The sequence below is a fragment of the Clostridium sp. UBA1652 genome, assembly GCF_002320975.1.
Classification (GTDB): Bacteria; Bacillota; Clostridia; order Clostridiales; family Clostridiaceae; genus Clostridium_T; species Clostridium_T intestinale.
Map to the genome: position 1 here is coordinate 15,764 of NZ_DCLI01000032.1, position 16,135 is coordinate 31,898.

Consider the following 16,135-nt stretch of genomic DNA (forward strand, 5'->3'; position numbering starts at 1 on the left):
ATAAAATTTAACATAATAATCGGAGGGAGATTTAAAATGAAACTAAAAGGACTAACTACTATGATCCTTGCTTGTGCTTTATTAGTAACTGGCTGTGCTAGCAAAGCAAACAAAACTGAAGATACATCTAAGGGCGGAGATACTGCTTCTTCTGTTTCTTATCCAATTACAATTAAACATGCCTATGGTGAATCTGTAATAAAAGAGGAACCGAAAAATGTTGTTGCAATTTCTTGGGGAAATCCAGATACACCTTTAGCATTAGGAGTAGTACCAGCTGGTATATCTAAAGCTAATTATGGTAAAATAACTGAAAAAGGATTATTGACATGGACTGACAAAAAGTTTGCTGAATTAGGAGTAGACAAACCAGTTGTATTTGATGATGTTGACGGTTTAGATTATGAGGCTATAAGCAATGCTAATCCAGATGTTATATTAGCTGCATATTCAGGTCTTACTCAAGAAGAATATGATATGCTAAGTAAAATAGCACCTGTTGTTGCTTATCCTAAACTTGCATGGCAAACATATTGGAGAGATCAAATAACTACTAATGCAACTGCAATGGGTAAAAAAGATGAAGGTGCTAAGTTGGTATCAGATTTAGAGAAATTGATATCGGATAAAGTAGCTGCATACCCAAGTATTAAAGGTAAAAAAACTGCTTTTGCTTATTTTAGTCCAACTGATTTAAGTAAGTTCTACATATATACTTCAACAGATCCACGTGCGGCGTTCTTAAATGATCTTGGATTAGTAGAAGCTGATAGTGTTAAAGAACTTGCAAAATCTTCAAATAGTTTTGCACTTACAATTAGTTCTGAAAATATTGATAAATTAGCTGACGTTGAAGTGATTGTTGCTTATGGTAATGCTGAATTACTAAAACAACTTCAAGCAGATAAATTATTAGGAACACTTCCAGCAATTAAAAATGGATCTGTAGCATTAATTGATGAAACTTCAGATTTAGCAGCAGCAGCAACTCCAAGTGCATTATCTATTCCTGCAACAATAGATGAATATTTAAAGATAGTTGGAGAGGCAGCAGATAAAGTTAAATGAAGCTTACGAAAACAATAGGAATATATTTAGGGAGTATTCTTTTTCTAGGTTTATGTGTGCTTGCATCATTAGCATGGGGATCAAAGAATGTAGGGTTTAGTGAGGCTATCAATGCCTTGCTAAATCCTACTGATTTGTCCTTTTCTGCATTAGTGGTTCGTGAGCGTATCCCAAGAACAATTTTTGGTATTATGGCAGGAGCTTCTCTTGGAATATCAGGAGCCCTTATGCAATCTATAACAAGAAATCCAATAGCTGACCCCAGTATTTTAGGTGTTAATACAGGGGCATCTTTGTTTGTTGTAATAGGAATAGCATTTTTTAATATCAGTTCAGCAAATCAATATATTTGGCTAGCACTGGCTGGAGCAGGGATAACAGCAGTGGTTGTGTATTTTATTGGTTCTATTGGAAATGGAGGAGCGACGCCTATTAAACTTGCTTTAGCAGGGGCTGCAACTAGTGCAGTCTTAACTTCTTTAGTAAGTGCAATTATACTTCCAAGAAGTGATGCTATGGATAAGTTTAGATTCTGGCAGGTTGGGAGTATAGGGGGTGCTAATTGGGATAGTATTAGATTAATACTTCCTTTTGTAATAGTTGGGTTAATAATAAGTATAGCAGCAACACCAGCATTAAATGTATTAGCTTTAGGAGACGATGTTGCAACTGGTTTAGGTGTAAATATAGGTGTTATTAGAATTATATGTGCAGTTGCAGGGGTTATATTATCTGGTGCAACTACAGCAATAGCTGGTCCTATAGCCTTTATAGGGTTAATGATACCACATAGTATACGTCTTATTTTTGGTTCAAACCTAAATGGAATAGTTCCTTTATCAGCAATAGGAGGTGCAGCTCTTTTAATAATTTCAGATGTTATCGGAAGAGTAATAGGTAGCCCTGGTGAAGTTCAGGTAGGAATTATTACTGCATTTATAGGAGCACCAATTCTTATTATGATTGCTAGGAAAGCGAAGGTGAGAGCTATATGATACAAACTAATCACAATACGATTAGACAAGGTTATACTAGAAGAAAAACTCGTTTGATTAGCGTCAATATTATTTTGATTGTACTAACCTTACTATTGTGTGGCATTATGCTTGTATATGGTAAAAATGTTTATGATTTAAATACAGTTATAAGAGTTCTTACTGGAGAACAGATACAAGGGGCGACTTTTACTATAGGCACTCTACGTTTACCAAGAATGTTATGTGGGCTTTTAGCTGGATTAGCTTTTGGTATAGCAGGAAATACATTTCAAACTATGTTAAGGAATCCATTAGCAAGTCCTGATATTATAGGTATAAGTTCAGGTTCTAGTGTAGCAGCGGTTTTCTGTATATTAGTTCTTCGTATAAGTGGGACTGGTGTTTCTATAGCAGCAGTAGTTTCTGGAATTCTAGTAGCATCACTTATATATATATTATCTAAAGGTTCAGGATTTTCAGGGGGAAGACTTATACTTATAGGAATTGGAATGCAGGCAATGATAAATGCTATAATATCATATTTGCTTGCAAAATCTTCACAGCATGATGTACCAACTGCACTTAGATGGTTAAATGGAAGTTTAAATGGAATGGTTATTGAAGATGTACCATTTTTATTTGTCGTTGTTGTTGTATTTGGAATTACTATTTTGTGTTTAACAAAACAGCTTCAGGTATTAGAATTAGGAGATGAGTTTGCAACTACACTTGGGGTTAGAATTAATCTAGTAAGAATTATGCTGATTCTTAGTGCTGTATTTCTAATAGCTTTTTCAACTGCTGTTACAGGCCCTATATCTTTTGTAGCATTTTTAGCTGGACCAATAGCAGCAAGGCTTGTTGGACTGGGATCGCCAAATGTTTTATCAGCAGGACTAGTTGGAGCTTTATTAGTACTTAGTGCAGATCTTATTGGTCAGTTTGCATTTGGTACAAGATTCCCTGTTGGAGTAATTACAGGAATTTTAGGAGCGCCATATATGCTGTTTCTATTAATAGTTATAAATAGGAGGGGTCAGGCATAATGACTAAAAAACAACCGTTATTTGAAGCCAAAAAAGTAGTAACTGGATATGATAAAAAGATTATAATAGATGGAATTGATATAACTATTCCGAGTAATAAGATTAGCGTTATTATAGGTGCTAATGCATGCGGTAAATCAACCCTACTTAAGACCCTTGCTAGACTTATTAAACCTGTTTCAGGAGATATTGTAATTGATGGTAAGAAGATTACTTCAATACCTTCTAAGCAATTAGCACAAGTTTTAGGTTTACTTCCTCAATCCCCAATAGTTCCAGAAGGAATAACTGTTTGGGATTTAGTTTCAAGAGGTAGATATCCATATCAATCATTTTTAAAAAGTATGGATAAAGCAGATTTTGATGCTATAGAAGAAGCACTTGAGATCATGGGAATAACAGAACTTGCTAACCGTAGTGTAGATGAGTTATCAGGTGGTCAACGTCAAAGAGTATGGATTGCCATGGCTCTTGCCCAACAGACAGATATACTTCTTTTAGATGAACCAACCACTTATCTTGATATAGCGTACCAAGTAGAGATTCTTGATTTATTAACAGACCTAAATCGTAAAAGAGGAACTACTATTGTGATGGTACTTCATGATATAAATTTATCTGCTAGATATGCTGATTATATATTTGCTCTACGTAAAGGTAAATTAATTAGTCAAGGAACACCGGAAGAGGTTATAACTTCAGAATTAATAGATACAGTATTTGATTTGGATTGCGTAGTTATACAAGATCCAGTGTCTGATTCACCTTTTATTGTACCAAGAGGAAGACACCATGCTAATGCATAAAAGTTAATACAATACTAATATAAAAAAAGTAAGTACCGATACTTCTAAATGTCGGCACTTACTTTTTTGAAATTTAGAATAAATTATTCTCCATCCTCTCCTCCAGGACCATCTCTTCTTGGACGGAAGGATTCAGGAAGAGGTTCAACATTTTTATATTGACTAGCAATTTTGCTCTCATTCTCTGAATTAAAGGTGCTACCTTGCTCCTTAGAAGATGAGCAACTATTTTGTTGTTTAAAGTTTGAATTGTTATTTTTATTAGCCATACTATATCACCACCTTCAAAGTTATTTTGTACATATGATTGGTTTTTATGTACACTAAAACTTGAGCGAATTTGATGCTACAAAAAATATGGCATTACATAAAATTAAAAGGGGGATATATGAAATATAAGTTCTAATAAGGTTAATTAAATATTCTATCTTTCATTTATCATAAGAATTCTATTAAGCTTTATGATACTCTTTTTATCTTTATTATTTATTAGAATTTCATCAGGAGTTATTTTCTCTACCAAAACATCAAAATGCCCTTGTGGTGTAGTAAACATTGATTTACATATATAACGAATCATGCAGCGTTTACCTTCAAAGTATTTAAGAGGACTTGATAAAGGTAGGTTATCTAAGTATATGTCTGGAATCTTTGTTGAAGTTTTTTTGTATATATCTGCATCTGAAATTGAAAGAATGCTTTTGATTTTTAATAGTCCTTTTTTGCCTTTTTTATCATGGAAAAGCAGGTAATCATCATCAGTATTAAGCATAGCTACTTGATAAAGTCCTCCAAAACCCCTGTCATCTAAAAATATCTTTACCCAACGCCCAATAAAATCCTTATAGCAATCTAAAGAAGATGTATTAGTTGAGGTATCCGTATTTCCTTTTGAAGGTAGAGTTAATCCTTCTATAAGAAGATAGTCCGTTGAAACTCTAAATAAGTAGCTTAATTGAATTATTTTATCTGTATCTGGAATCGACTGATCTAACTCCCACTTTGAAATAGCCTGTCTTGAAACCTCAAGTTTTTCCGCTAATTGTTCCTGAGAAAAATTATTCTGTTTTCTAAGTTCTTGTATTCTTTTGCCTAATGTCATAATAAGACCTCCCTTATTTTAGTATTATCAGTATACTAATTATGACAATTCACCACTACCAAATAAACCTTGAATATTCTCAACCTATAGTTGCAAGTTTAAATTTAATAAGAGTATTTTTCTATTTATCATAAGATTATTATACTATTAATATTGGAACTTTTACTCTAGAGGTTGAAAAAGTTGTAATAGGATAAATTGGTATAGTATACTGTAAAAGATATCAGAGGCATATAATATGTAATTAAAATAAATAAAATATATTGAAATATATGGAAAGGAAAATATATAGCGAGTTTTATTTAAATTAGTTATATAAGGGTAGAATTATAAAAGAAACAAAAGAATTTAAAATAGTATTTCGTATGGGAATAATAGGAATTGTTGCTGTAATAATAACTATAATAAGTGATTTTATATTAATAGGTAGGCCTAATAGTGCTATGGATTTTTTGAAACTTGGCACTGAAAGCATGGCTGGATTATCTCAATGGAGAATAACTGTTGGTACATTTCTTGGAGTTATAGTAATTCCATTTCAAATAGCTGGATTAGGTATGGTTTATTACTCTCTTAAGCCAGCAGGTAAATTTAAGTCGCTTGCAGTAGTTATTTCAACTGCACATGCACTAATGTTAGCTGTAGGATTTCATATAGCATATGCATATATTGCAAGTGGGTGGAGACTTTATTATGAAACTGGGGCCTCTAATCTGATAGTTAGGGATATGATGAAAATGTTCGATAATTATTGGCTTATAACATTAATTATAATAGGCGTAGAAGCTACAGTTAGTTCCCTTTTATATATAATAATTATTATAAGGTATGAAACCTTGTATCCTAAGTGGATGGCATTTTTAAATCCAGTTGGCATTTTAATTTGTGTTTTTGTTATGATGTTGGTACTGCCTTATCCTATTGGAGGATTTATTGCTCCAGCTTTTCTTAATATATCAACTTTGATCTTTTTTATATGTCAATTGGTTATTCTTAAACAAAAAGATAAAGTGCTTATATAATGTTTAAATCAAAAAAACTCCTAAGCTGTTTATTAGCGTAGGAGTTTTTTTATATATTTGCTACCACTTAAACCAGAAAATTACCCCATTATCATAATTTTTTGAGCCATAGGAGAAATTATATAATTCAAGTATTTTACTGGATATAGAAAGACCTAGTCCTGTACCTTTAGTATTACTACGAGAGGAATCAACTTTTTTGTATGGTTTCCATATTTCAGTTAAATCTTTTTCAGGTATATGACTTCCACTGTTGTAGAACTCAAGAATATCTTCATTTATAGTGATATTAATTGACCCACTATTAGGAGTGTGTTCAAGTGCATTTACAAAAAAGTTATTAATAACTCTCTCCATTAATGCAAAATCAGCTTTTATAACCTCATCACCCTCCATATTTATAACAATTTGTTTCTCATCACAGATTGGACTATAGTGATTAATTAATTTATCGCATACCTCAGAAAGAGAAACATCTTCATATTTGATTTTAAAGGAATCAGATTCTAATTTTGATAATTCAATCATACCTAGAACTATCTTGTCCATACGTTTTACGTTAGCTTGAATATTTGCAGCATAATGATCTTTTTTTTCTGTATTAACATTCTCTATAAGATTTTCAGCATAACCTGATATGATACTTAGTGGTGTTTTTAAATCATGTGCTAGTGAATTTGTTGTCTCTATTCTATATTTTTCTAAGTCATCTCTCCTTTTATAAAGCTTATAAGTTTGAGTAGATATGATAAGAGCTGCTATAAAAAATGTTAAGAAGCAACTTATCCATAAAAATATTAATGTTGGGTAAGTTAGTTTTAATAAATTAACTTCAGTGGCACAAACTGTCCAATATTCACTATAAAAGTTTTTACCATCGAAGGTTAATGTTTTTAATGTATCTTCATAAGGCATAGGATAATAATATCTATAGGTAAATAGAGAAATTTTTTCAACTGTTATATTTATAGATTCTTTAACAGATTTTCTTAATTTTTCTTCATTTAATACTAGGTTACGCAACTCGGTATAATCTTTGTCTCTTTTATAAAGAGGATGTATAGAGCCGTGTTCAAAGTATGGCAAGTTATTGGTGGGTTTATTATTGGAAGAAAAGAAGACTTTTCTTTTAACTGAGCCGGAGCTAGAACCAGTACCATTTTCATTGATTCTGTCAGCATACATAGGAGTTACACTTATTTTATCAGGAACAATCATTTCATCTTTTAGCCAAAATCCATCTATGTCTAAAATATATCCAGAAAGATCACCGACTTTCTCAACCTTAGGTTCTGAAGAGAGATAATTTTCAAGTTCTGATATATCTTCATAACTAAACCAGTCATATGGGTTTAAAGATGCATAACCAGTATAATGTGTGTTACCTTCAATACTCTCTGTATAACTGCAAAGCCAATTCTCATTAGTATTAAAAATTAGATTATAGTTACTTGTGAATATTCCAATTTCTGTTCCAGAGTTAGCATAAAAAGATAAACTTCCTATCATTTTTCTTTTTAGCTTAGGGAAGTCTGTAATATTATCTTTGATAATATTATTAGCTGTATGATTAATCTGTAATGCTAACGAGTTAAACTGTAATTCTTGTACTTTTTTCTCCTTATTTATAAGAAATATGCTAAACCCTATCATAAGCATAAGGTATGCTGTAAATAAAGAGGAAAAAGTACGCACATAAATTGTTCTCTTTGTTTGATTTTCTTTCAACTTCTAATCCTCCAATCTATAACCAACTTTAATAATGGTTTTGATTTGATTAGATGCAGCTCCAAGAGACTTTCTAAGCTTCTTTATATGATTATCAACAACTCTATCATTACCTTCAAAGTCATATCCCCACACTCGGATCAAAAGAATTTCACGACTCATTATCTTACTACGATTCTCCATTAGTATTTTTAATAGAGTAAATTCAATAGGAGCTAAGGTGGTTTCTTTATCCTCTACAAAAACTGTGTAGCGATAAGGGTTTAATTTTATTTTTCCAGAGATCATGATGTCATTTCTTATGGTACCTTTTGTACGTCTAATTAGAGCTGTAACCTTTGCGTAAAGTTCTGCTAATGAAAATGGCTTAGATATATAATCATCACAACCAAGGTTATAACCATATAATTTATCTTGTTCATTAGTTCTTGCTGTTAAAAAGATAATAGGAACATCACTATTTTTTCTAAGTTCCTTACATATTGTAAAGCCGTCAAGCTCTGGAAGCATAACATCTAAAAGCACTGCATCATATTCATTTTCAATACATTTTTCATAACCTTCATTACCGGTTTCAGCTGAGTATACCTCGAATTTAGCGCAGCTTTTTGAGGTAAAGTAATCAGTTATGATTTCTATTATTTCTTTGTCATCTTCAACTAATAAAAATTTATATACCATCTTTTACCTCCAAGGATATGTTAACAGATTAATATATCCTTTCTGTATCCTAATTAGTGTAAAAATAAAGTTGGAGATATTATATTAACTCCAACTCTACATGTTTTTATTTTTTATATAATTATTTCTTATTCTATAGGGGAATATTTTTATTGCCTCTGAACCTTCATCTAGTGTTGAAAGCTCTAGTTTATCAAATATATAATCATTTTTATCTTTTTTTAAGGTTATTATAGCAGGATATTTTGCTTTAGTAAGAGTTGGGTCATCAGAACTATGTCCAGAACAATTAAGCCAGGCATGTATATAAACTTTGTTGCCTTTTTCTTCACAAACAAATATCTCTCGTGTGTAGTCTATTTCATCTATAAAAATGGCTCTTAAATCTTCTCTTTTATTTAGCTCAGCTTTTATATTTTCTGAAAATATTTTATCTAATGTATTTATAGGTATATTAACTACATTTACTGTATTCATTGATCTATAAACCAATATTGATATTATAAGTATAGAAATAATAGTAGATAAAAATACAAAATGCTTTCTTTTCATATAAACAGTCCTTCCATAAGATAATTTGGATATATTTCCATAATAAACTATAGGGAATTTATTGTAAACAAGCTTATGATGAGAAGTGGGTAGATAAGAAAAAGGAAGGCTGATATAATATTCTCTAGAAAGAGATAAAGGAGTTAGTAGATGAAATTTTATTTAGCACCAATGGAAGGAATTACAGGATATATATATAGAAATTCTTATGAGAGGATTTTTGGCAATATAGATAAATACTTTGCCCCTTTTATTACACCAAACAAGAGTAGAAGTCTTAAAACTAAAGAACTTAGAGATATTTTACCTGAAAACAATAAGGGGATAAACATGGTTCCTCAGATATTAACTAACGATTCAGAAGGATTTATTGAAACCTCTATGAAATTTAAGCAACTAGGTTATAATGAGGTGAATTTGAATTTAGGATGTCCAGCTGGGACTGTTGTTTCAAAAAATAGAGGTTCAGGATTTTTAGCTAAAAGAGAAGAACTTGATAGATTTTTAGATGATATATTTAAAATAGATGATATGAAAATTTCTATAAAAACTAGAATAGGAAAAGAGAGTCCGGAGGAGTTTTATGAACTTATTAAGATATATAATAAGTATTCTATGGAAGAACTAATCATTCATCCGAGAACTAGGGAAGACTTTTATGGAAATAAACCTAATTTAGAAGTTTTTAAAGATGCATTATCATTAAGTACTAATACCATATGCTACAATGGAGATATATTTACAAAGGAAGATTATAGTAAATTCACAAAGGAGTTTCCATCTGTAGACAAAGTAATGCTTGGAAGAGGGGTATTAGCTAATCCTTGCCTAATAAATCTTATAAAATATAATAGCAATTTGGATAAAGCTGATTTAAAAGATTTCCATGATGAGATCTTTAATAACTATATTGAGATATTTAATGAAGAGAAAAACGCCATATTCAGAATGAAAGAATTATGGGGATATATGATTTATATTTTTTCAGATAACAAAAAATACGGCAAGAAAATTAAGAAAGCACAAAAGCTTGTTGAGTATAATGAGGCTATTTTGAGCCTATTTGAGGAGCAAGAGATTATACAAGGGGCGGGGTTATTTTATAATCAATAGTTATAAGAAGATATGAGATTAAAATAAAGACTGCTTAATTATAGGCAGTCTTTACTTAAGAGGGATTAAATTGTATTACCAAATATCGTTTGAATTAGATGAAACTAATGCTAAATCTTCATAACTACATAAATTATTATTTAAGGCTTCTTTTCTTAAAACCAAATAAAGTTCTGCATTTGTAGCGTTAAAGTAAGGATTAACAAAAAACACTCCAAGTCCAAAAGGTATCATGCCTAGTATATACCATCCTATAAAGGATAGGTCCAACACAAACATATCAAGTTTATGACCTCTAGTCATATCATTACTTAGCTCAATAGCTTTATTAATTCCTATATTAGGATTATCAGCAAGAATATATGGAACCATGCTATAAGCGTAGGATTTAATTATACCAGGAATAATTAAGAGTAAAGTCCAAAGGAAAATATAAATATTTTTAACTAACATTGTAGTTGTTATCCCTTTGTAATTCCCATCTTGAAATCCAAAACGCAAACATCTTGTATTATCATCATATTGAGCGGATTTAATGAAGTATTTTCTTCCTCCAACTTCAAGGCAGTATCCAATAAGAATACGTAGTACCAATGCAATTAGAAAAAAGATTAATAACATAGAAATAATTTTCCAATTGATGAAATAATGAAAAACTGAGTTTATATTATCAGGGTTTTCAATTGAAAATCTAGATCTATAATTAAATCTAGAATTCAAACCACCTTCAGCTAGTGTTATAACTATACTAACTCCAAATGCACTCAAATATCCCCTTCTTAAAACTTCTTTAGCTTTGCTTTTTAATTCTTTTCTAGACCACATATTATCCTCCATAAAATTATTAATCGAACTATTTAAATAATTGCTATGATGATATTATATGGTATTTAATAACTTAAAACAAGTTATTAAATATATAGAAGGATGTTGTTTTTAGTTGAAATAAGCTATTAGATACAAATAGGTTTAAATTGCTTTCAATTACTTAAATTTTCTAAGTTATTTGAGATTTTGAGCAAAATTACTGCTACTAAACCTATTAATATTATTAATAATTGCAAGGAGTTCTCTAGGCGATTCAACTAAATCATTTTCTAACCAAGTTTGTACAACGGCAATAATACCACCTATTGCATATTTTAGTAAGTAATTTAAATATGCATCAGTAAAACCTGGAGTATTAATTATTTTATCTAAATTTGCTTTATTAGCTACATAAAGAATGCGATCTAGTATTTTACTATCGTTTTGTTTACAAAATAGTACTTTGCAAAGTTCTTTATTTTCCGCAATTAATTCAAAGACTTTAATTAAAAGTATGTCGGTATAATCCTCAACCGGAATTTCAGTGAGATACACAATAACTTGATTAAATAATTCATCTTCCATTGATTGAAGAAGATCAAAAGCATCTTTATAATGACTATAAAATGTTCCTCTGTTAATATCAGCTTTTTTGCATATATCAGTAACAGTAACTTGATGAATTTCTTTAGTTTCAAGTAGATCTATTAAGCTTTCTTTAATTATACTTTTTGTGTACAAAATTCTACGATTTCCTTTAACTCCAGGCATGTATATCCTCCTTTTTATAGAACTTATTTAACTAGATATTTATGAATAAAATATTATCAATTAAACAATTATAAAGTTTATGTACATTTAATAACAATAAAATTTTATATGATTATTGTCAGTAGCTTTCTAATTAATTATACTAATATTGTACTATTGAATCAACAATATGTCTATTTAATAACTCTTAGTATAAATAGAAGAATTACTAAAGAAAATGGAGGGAGAAAATGTCGTATATACAAATAATTGATGAGCATAAAAGATACAAAATTGGAGATAACACTGTTGTAGCCAACAATGGAATTAATTTCTCCATTAAAAAGGGCGAGTTTGTTATAATCTTAGGACCTAGTGGTGCAGGAAAATCAACAGTACTTAATATACTTGGAGGCATGGACACTTGTGATGAAGGTCAAATTATAATTGATGATACTGATATATCAAAGTTCAATAAAAAAGAACTTACTAGATATAGAAGGCATGATGTAGGATTTGTATTTCAATTCTATAACCTGGTACAGAATTTAACTGCAAAGGAAAATGTAGAGCTTGCTGCACAAATTTCAAAAAATGCATTAGATGTTGACAATACGCTTGAATTAGTTGGACTTGGACATAGAAAAGACAATTTCCCAGCACAGTTATCTGGGGGAGAACAGCAAAGAGTGTCAATAGCAAGAGCTATTGCTAAAAATCCTAAATTACTACTTTGTGATGAACCAACAGGAGCTCTTGACTATAAAACAGGAAAACAAATTTTGAAAACTCTACAAGATACTTGTAAAGACACAGGTACAACAGTTATAGTTATAACTCATAATTCAGCCATTGCACCTATTGCAAATAGGGTAATAAAAATTAATGATGCCAAAGTTAGAAGTGTTGAAGTTAATGAAAATCCTGTACCAATTGAAGAGATAGAATGGTAGAGGTGGAGAAAAATGAAAAATAGTGCATATAGAAAATCAATAGTAAGAGAGATAGCATCGTCAAAAGCAAGATTTGCCTCAATATTAGCAATAATATTTTTAGGTGTAGCTTTTTATTCTGGTATAAAGTCAAGTGGGCCAGATATGAAAGCATCTATAAGCAATTTCTATAGTAACCAAAATCTTATGGATAGTAAGATTGTATCTAGTATAGGACTTACAGATAAGGATCTAGATTTACTTAAAGATAATGATAAAATATTAGACTATTATGGGACACATAGCGTAGATGTAAATCTTATAAGTAAAAATAGTGTAGTAAAATTTATGACCTATGATCCCAACAATTCTAAAGTTATAAACACTCCTATTATTGTAGAAGGAAGATTGCCTGAAAATAGTGGTGAAATAGCATTAGATGAGAAAGTGCTCAATTTAGATGATAACTTGAAAATAGGGGATACCTATAAAGTAGATGCTGATGAAGATACTATGAAATACTTTAAGGAAGATACCTTTAAGGTGGTTGGATTTGTTAAAAATCCAATGTATATAGAAAAAGAATCTAGAGGTACAACTTCTGTAGGAAAAGGAAGTATTGATTACTTTGGGGTATTAAATAGTTCAGATATATCCATGGATGTATATACCGAAATCTATGTGAGATTTAAAAATGTACAAGGAGTTAATGGATATAGCGATGAATATAAAGACAAGATGGAAGAAAATAATCAGTATCTTGAAAGTTTATTTTCTAACAGAGTAGTAGAAAGAATAGAAGAAATAAAATCAGATGCTAAGGTAGAATTAGATAAAGGTTATAAAGAAATAGAAGATGGAGAAATTAAACTTAGAGATGCACAAAAAGAAATAGACGATGGCAAAGTAAAACTTAACGATGGTAAAAAACAGTATGAACAAGGTTTAAAAGATTACGAAAAGAAAATTAAAGATGGCGAACTAAAACTAAAAGATGGTGAAAAGCAGCTTAATGACGGGCAAGCTGAACTTAATAAACAAAAGCAAAAGCTAATTGATGGAGAAAATCAGCTTAATCAAGCTAAGGTTCAAATAGATAAAGCTAAAGACGAGTTTATAAAGCAAGGTATTGATCCTGACAAAGGAACTAGTGAATATGAGAATCAAATATCCTCACTTAATACTTTAAATGCTACTTACGGTTCTTTATCTAAGGATATAAGAGATACAACTAGTAAGATTAAAGATGGAGAGGAGATTCCTCAAGATAAAATTCAATACTGGAAAGCTATAATATCAAATCCTAACTTAGGCTTACAAGACTTAAGTACTTTAGTAAGTGGATTAGAGCAAAATCCAAGTAATGTTAGTTTAGCTATTAATATAGCTAATGGTATTGACTCTGCAAGTAAGGTTTTGGGAGAAAATATAACTAAACTTACAACTTTAGTTGGTGGAATCAATCAATATCAGCAAGGTAAAGTACAATATGAAACACAGCTAAAAGTACTTAATGATGGTAAGTTACAAATTCAAGAAGCTCAAAAGCAGATAGATAATTCAAAAATAGAATTATCTAAGGGGCAAAAAGAGCTTGAAGATGGTAAAAAGCAAGGAATATCAGAACTTAATAAGGCAAAAAAAGATTTAGAAGATGCAGAGAAAAAGCTTATTGATGGTGAAAAAGAAATAAATGAAAATAAGCAAAAATTAGTTGATGCAAGAGTAAAAATAGATAAAGAAAAAGATAAGTTAAAAGATTTAGATAAGAGTAAGTATTATTTCTTTGATAGAACTGATAATCCAGGATATGGTGGATTTAAAGATGCTATAAAAAGCATAGACAACATTGCTAAAGTATTTCCTGTATTTTTCTTCTTACTTGCAGTATTAATTTGTTTAACTACTATGACAAGAATGGTGGAAGAAAACAGGGTTGAAATAGGAACTCTTAAGGCTTTAGGATATAGTGATTTAGAGATATCTAGAAAGTTTGTAATTTATGCGGCATTAGCTAGTATCTTTGGAGGCATTTTTGGAATATTATTAGGAAGTAATGTATTCCCATATGTAATTAATAATGCTTACGGAATGATGTTTAGCTTACCAGCTCTTAAAATATATTATTATCCTGCTTATATAATTCAATCTCTAGCAGCATCAATAATATGTACAGTTGGAGCATCTTTATTTGTATTAAAGGTAGAGCTGCAAGAAAATCCATCTAATTTAATGAAAGCTAAGGCACCTAAATTAGGTAAAAAAATATTCTTAGAGAGAATCACAATATTTTGGAAAAGATTAAACTTTAATCAAAAGGTTACACTTAGAAACATTTTTAGATATAAGCAACGTATGATAATGACTGTGTTTGGAATAGCAGGGTGTATGGCGATGCTTGTTACTGGATTTGCACTTCTAAACGCCAACAATGTGGTTATAGGCAAACAGTTTGATAACGTCTGGAAATATCAAGCTATTGTGATTTTTAATGATGAGCATAATGAAGAAGATAATAAAGAATATAATGTAGCTCTAAATCAGATTGAAGGATATGAAAATAATATAAACATACATCAACAATCAGTAACCTTTAGTAAAGAAGGAATGAACAAACAAACTGTTAGTATGTATGTGCCACAAGATGAAGAAAGCTTAAATGAGTTTTTAAGTTTACATGATAGAAAAACAAAAGAAGAATACAAGTTATCAGATAATGGTGTAATTATTAACGAGAAGTTAGCCAAACTTCTAAAGGCATCCGTTGGAGATATGATTACTATGAAGGATGAAGATAATAATTCATATACAGTAAAGGTTGAAGAAATAGCAGAAAATTATTTTGCTCATTTCATCTATATGTCTCCATCATACTATGAGCAGATATTTGGGGAGAAGGCAGTATATAATGCACAATTCTTAAAATTAGATTCAGCTGATGGAAAAGAGGATGAAATATCAACTAAACTTATGGATTGCAAAAAAGTAATAAATGTAACATTAACATCAACAATATCAAATGCAAGTAAAGATTCTGCAAGCAAACTTAATTTGGTAATGCTAGTTATAATCATTTCTTCAGGAAGTTTAGCATTTATAGTACTGTATAACTTGACTAACATAAATGTATCTGAACGTATAAGAGAGTTATCAACTATAAAAGTATTAGGATTTTTTGATAATGAGGTTACAATGTACATTTTAAGAGAAAATGTGATATTAACATTATTAGGGATACTCGCAGGTTCATTTATGGGAAGGATATTATATATCTTTATAATAAATACTGCAGAAACGGATATCATGATGATGTTCCCTGATATATATATTAGTAGTTATATATATTCGGGACTGATAACTTTGTTATTTTCACTTTTGGTTATGATTATGATGCATATTAAGCTAAAGAGCGTAAATATGATTGATGCATTAAAGTCAGTTGAGTAATAAATATAAAGAGATTGTATTTAAGAATAACTTTATAGAAAGCTATTTTGTGATAAGTTAGTAACAATCATTTAAGTATTAAAATATTATAGTGGTATATATCG

15 protein-coding genes are annotated in these 16,135 nt (G+C 30.3%); 8 read left to right on the plus strand and 7 right to left on the minus strand.

The window, feature by feature from the left end; genetic code table 11:
- Nucleotides 1-36 precede the first annotated feature (36 nt).
- From B3N22_RS04815 to B3N22_RS04830, 4 genes are read left to right on the plus strand one after another with little or no spacing between them, the layout of a single operon-like run.
- Complete coding sequence (locus tag B3N22_RS04815; RefSeq protein ID WP_286905221.1) at nt 37-1,068, plus strand: iron-siderophore ABC transporter substrate-binding protein; 1,032 nt, start codon at nt 37-39, stop codon at nt 1,066-1,068.
- Entirely contained in the window at nt 1,065-2,063 is a 999-nt protein-coding gene (locus B3N22_RS04820) for a FecCD family ABC transporter permease (protein WP_286905222.1), read from the plus strand. The genes B3N22_RS04815 and B3N22_RS04820 overlap by 4 nt, the downstream gene beginning before the upstream one ends.
- Complete coding sequence (locus B3N22_RS04825; protein ID WP_286905223.1) at nt 2,060-3,091, plus strand: FecCD family ABC transporter permease; 1,032 nt, start codon at nt 2,060-2,062, stop codon at nt 3,089-3,091. The genes B3N22_RS04820 and B3N22_RS04825 overlap by 4 nt, the downstream gene beginning before the upstream one ends.
- Nucleotides 3,091-3,897 (plus strand): ABC transporter ATP-binding protein, encoded by an 807-nt coding sequence (locus B3N22_RS04830; protein WP_286905224.1) that lies wholly within the window; start codon nt 3,091-3,093, stop codon nt 3,895-3,897. The genes B3N22_RS04825 and B3N22_RS04830 overlap by 1 nt, the downstream gene beginning before the upstream one ends.
- Before the next feature lie 83 nt (nt 3,898-3,980).
- Here B3N22_RS04830 and B3N22_RS04835 read toward each other — a convergent pair whose 3' ends face one another.
- Both B3N22_RS04835 and B3N22_RS04840 read right to left on the minus strand, forming a co-directional pair.
- Nucleotides 3,981-4,166, minus strand: a complete 186-nt coding sequence (locus B3N22_RS04835) for a hypothetical protein (protein WP_073018374.1) — start codon at nt 4,164-4,166, stop codon at nt 3,981-3,983.
- 155 nt (nt 4,167-4,321) lie between these two features.
- Nucleotides 4,322-4,999, minus strand: a complete 678-nt coding sequence (locus tag B3N22_RS04840; protein ID WP_286905225.1) for a helix-turn-helix domain-containing protein — start codon at nt 4,997-4,999, stop codon at nt 4,322-4,324.
- A 365-nt stretch (nt 5,000-5,364) separates the two neighbouring features.
- Between B3N22_RS04840 and B3N22_RS04845 the strand changes: the two genes are divergently transcribed.
- Nucleotides 5,365-6,021, plus strand: coding sequence for a DUF6796 family protein (locus B3N22_RS04845; RefSeq protein WP_286905226.1), 657 nt, complete (start codon nt 5,365-5,367; stop codon nt 6,019-6,021).
- A 60-nt stretch (nt 6,022-6,081) separates the two neighbouring features.
- Here B3N22_RS04845 and B3N22_RS04850 read toward each other — a convergent pair whose 3' ends face one another.
- The 3 genes from B3N22_RS04850 to B3N22_RS04860 form a co-directional block, all read right to left on the minus strand.
- The gene (locus B3N22_RS04850; protein WP_286905227.1) at nt 6,082-7,749 is read right to left on the minus strand and encodes a sensor histidine kinase; all 1,668 of its coding nucleotides are present in this window, start codon (nt 7,747-7,749) and stop codon (nt 6,082-6,084) included.
- Nucleotides 7,750-7,752: 3 nt separating this feature from the next.
- Nucleotides 7,753-8,430 (minus strand): response regulator transcription factor, encoded by a 678-nt coding sequence (locus B3N22_RS04855; RefSeq protein ID WP_286905228.1) that lies wholly within the window; start codon nt 8,428-8,430, stop codon nt 7,753-7,755.
- Between the two features lie 96 nt (nt 8,431-8,526).
- On the minus strand, nt 8,527-8,982 hold the full coding sequence (locus tag B3N22_RS04860) for a hypothetical protein (RefSeq protein WP_286905229.1): 456 nt from the start codon (nt 8,980-8,982) through the stop codon (nt 8,527-8,529).
- 150 nt (nt 8,983-9,132) lie between these two features.
- Between B3N22_RS04860 and B3N22_RS04865 the strand changes: the two genes are divergently transcribed.
- Nucleotides 9,133-10,095, plus strand: coding sequence for a tRNA dihydrouridine synthase (locus tag B3N22_RS04865; protein ID WP_286905230.1), 963 nt, complete (start codon nt 9,133-9,135; stop codon nt 10,093-10,095).
- Nucleotides 10,096-10,170: 75 nt separating this feature from the next.
- Here B3N22_RS04865 and B3N22_RS04870 read toward each other — a convergent pair whose 3' ends face one another.
- Nucleotides 10,171-10,920, minus strand: a complete 750-nt coding sequence (locus B3N22_RS04870; RefSeq protein ID WP_286905231.1) for a DUF975 family protein — start codon at nt 10,918-10,920, stop codon at nt 10,171-10,173.
- Nucleotides 10,921-11,097: 177 nt separating this feature from the next.
- Nucleotides 11,098-11,673, minus strand: coding sequence for a TetR/AcrR family transcriptional regulator (locus B3N22_RS04875; protein WP_286905232.1), 576 nt, complete (start codon nt 11,671-11,673; stop codon nt 11,098-11,100).
- A gap of 230 nt (nt 11,674-11,903) precedes the next feature.
- On the opposite strand from B3N22_RS04875, the gene B3N22_RS04880 reads away from it, so the two are divergent.
- On the plus strand, nt 11,904-12,605 hold the full coding sequence (locus B3N22_RS04880) for an ABC transporter ATP-binding protein (protein ID WP_286905233.1): 702 nt from the start codon (nt 11,904-11,906) through the stop codon (nt 12,603-12,605).
- A gap of 12 nt (nt 12,606-12,617) precedes the next feature.
- Nucleotides 12,618-16,031: an FtsX-like permease family protein gene (locus tag B3N22_RS04885; protein ID WP_286905234.1), complete on the plus strand. Its 3,414-nt coding sequence runs from the start codon at nt 12,618-12,620 to the stop codon at nt 16,029-16,031.
- The last annotated feature ends 104 nt before the right edge of the window (nt 16,032-16,135 follow it).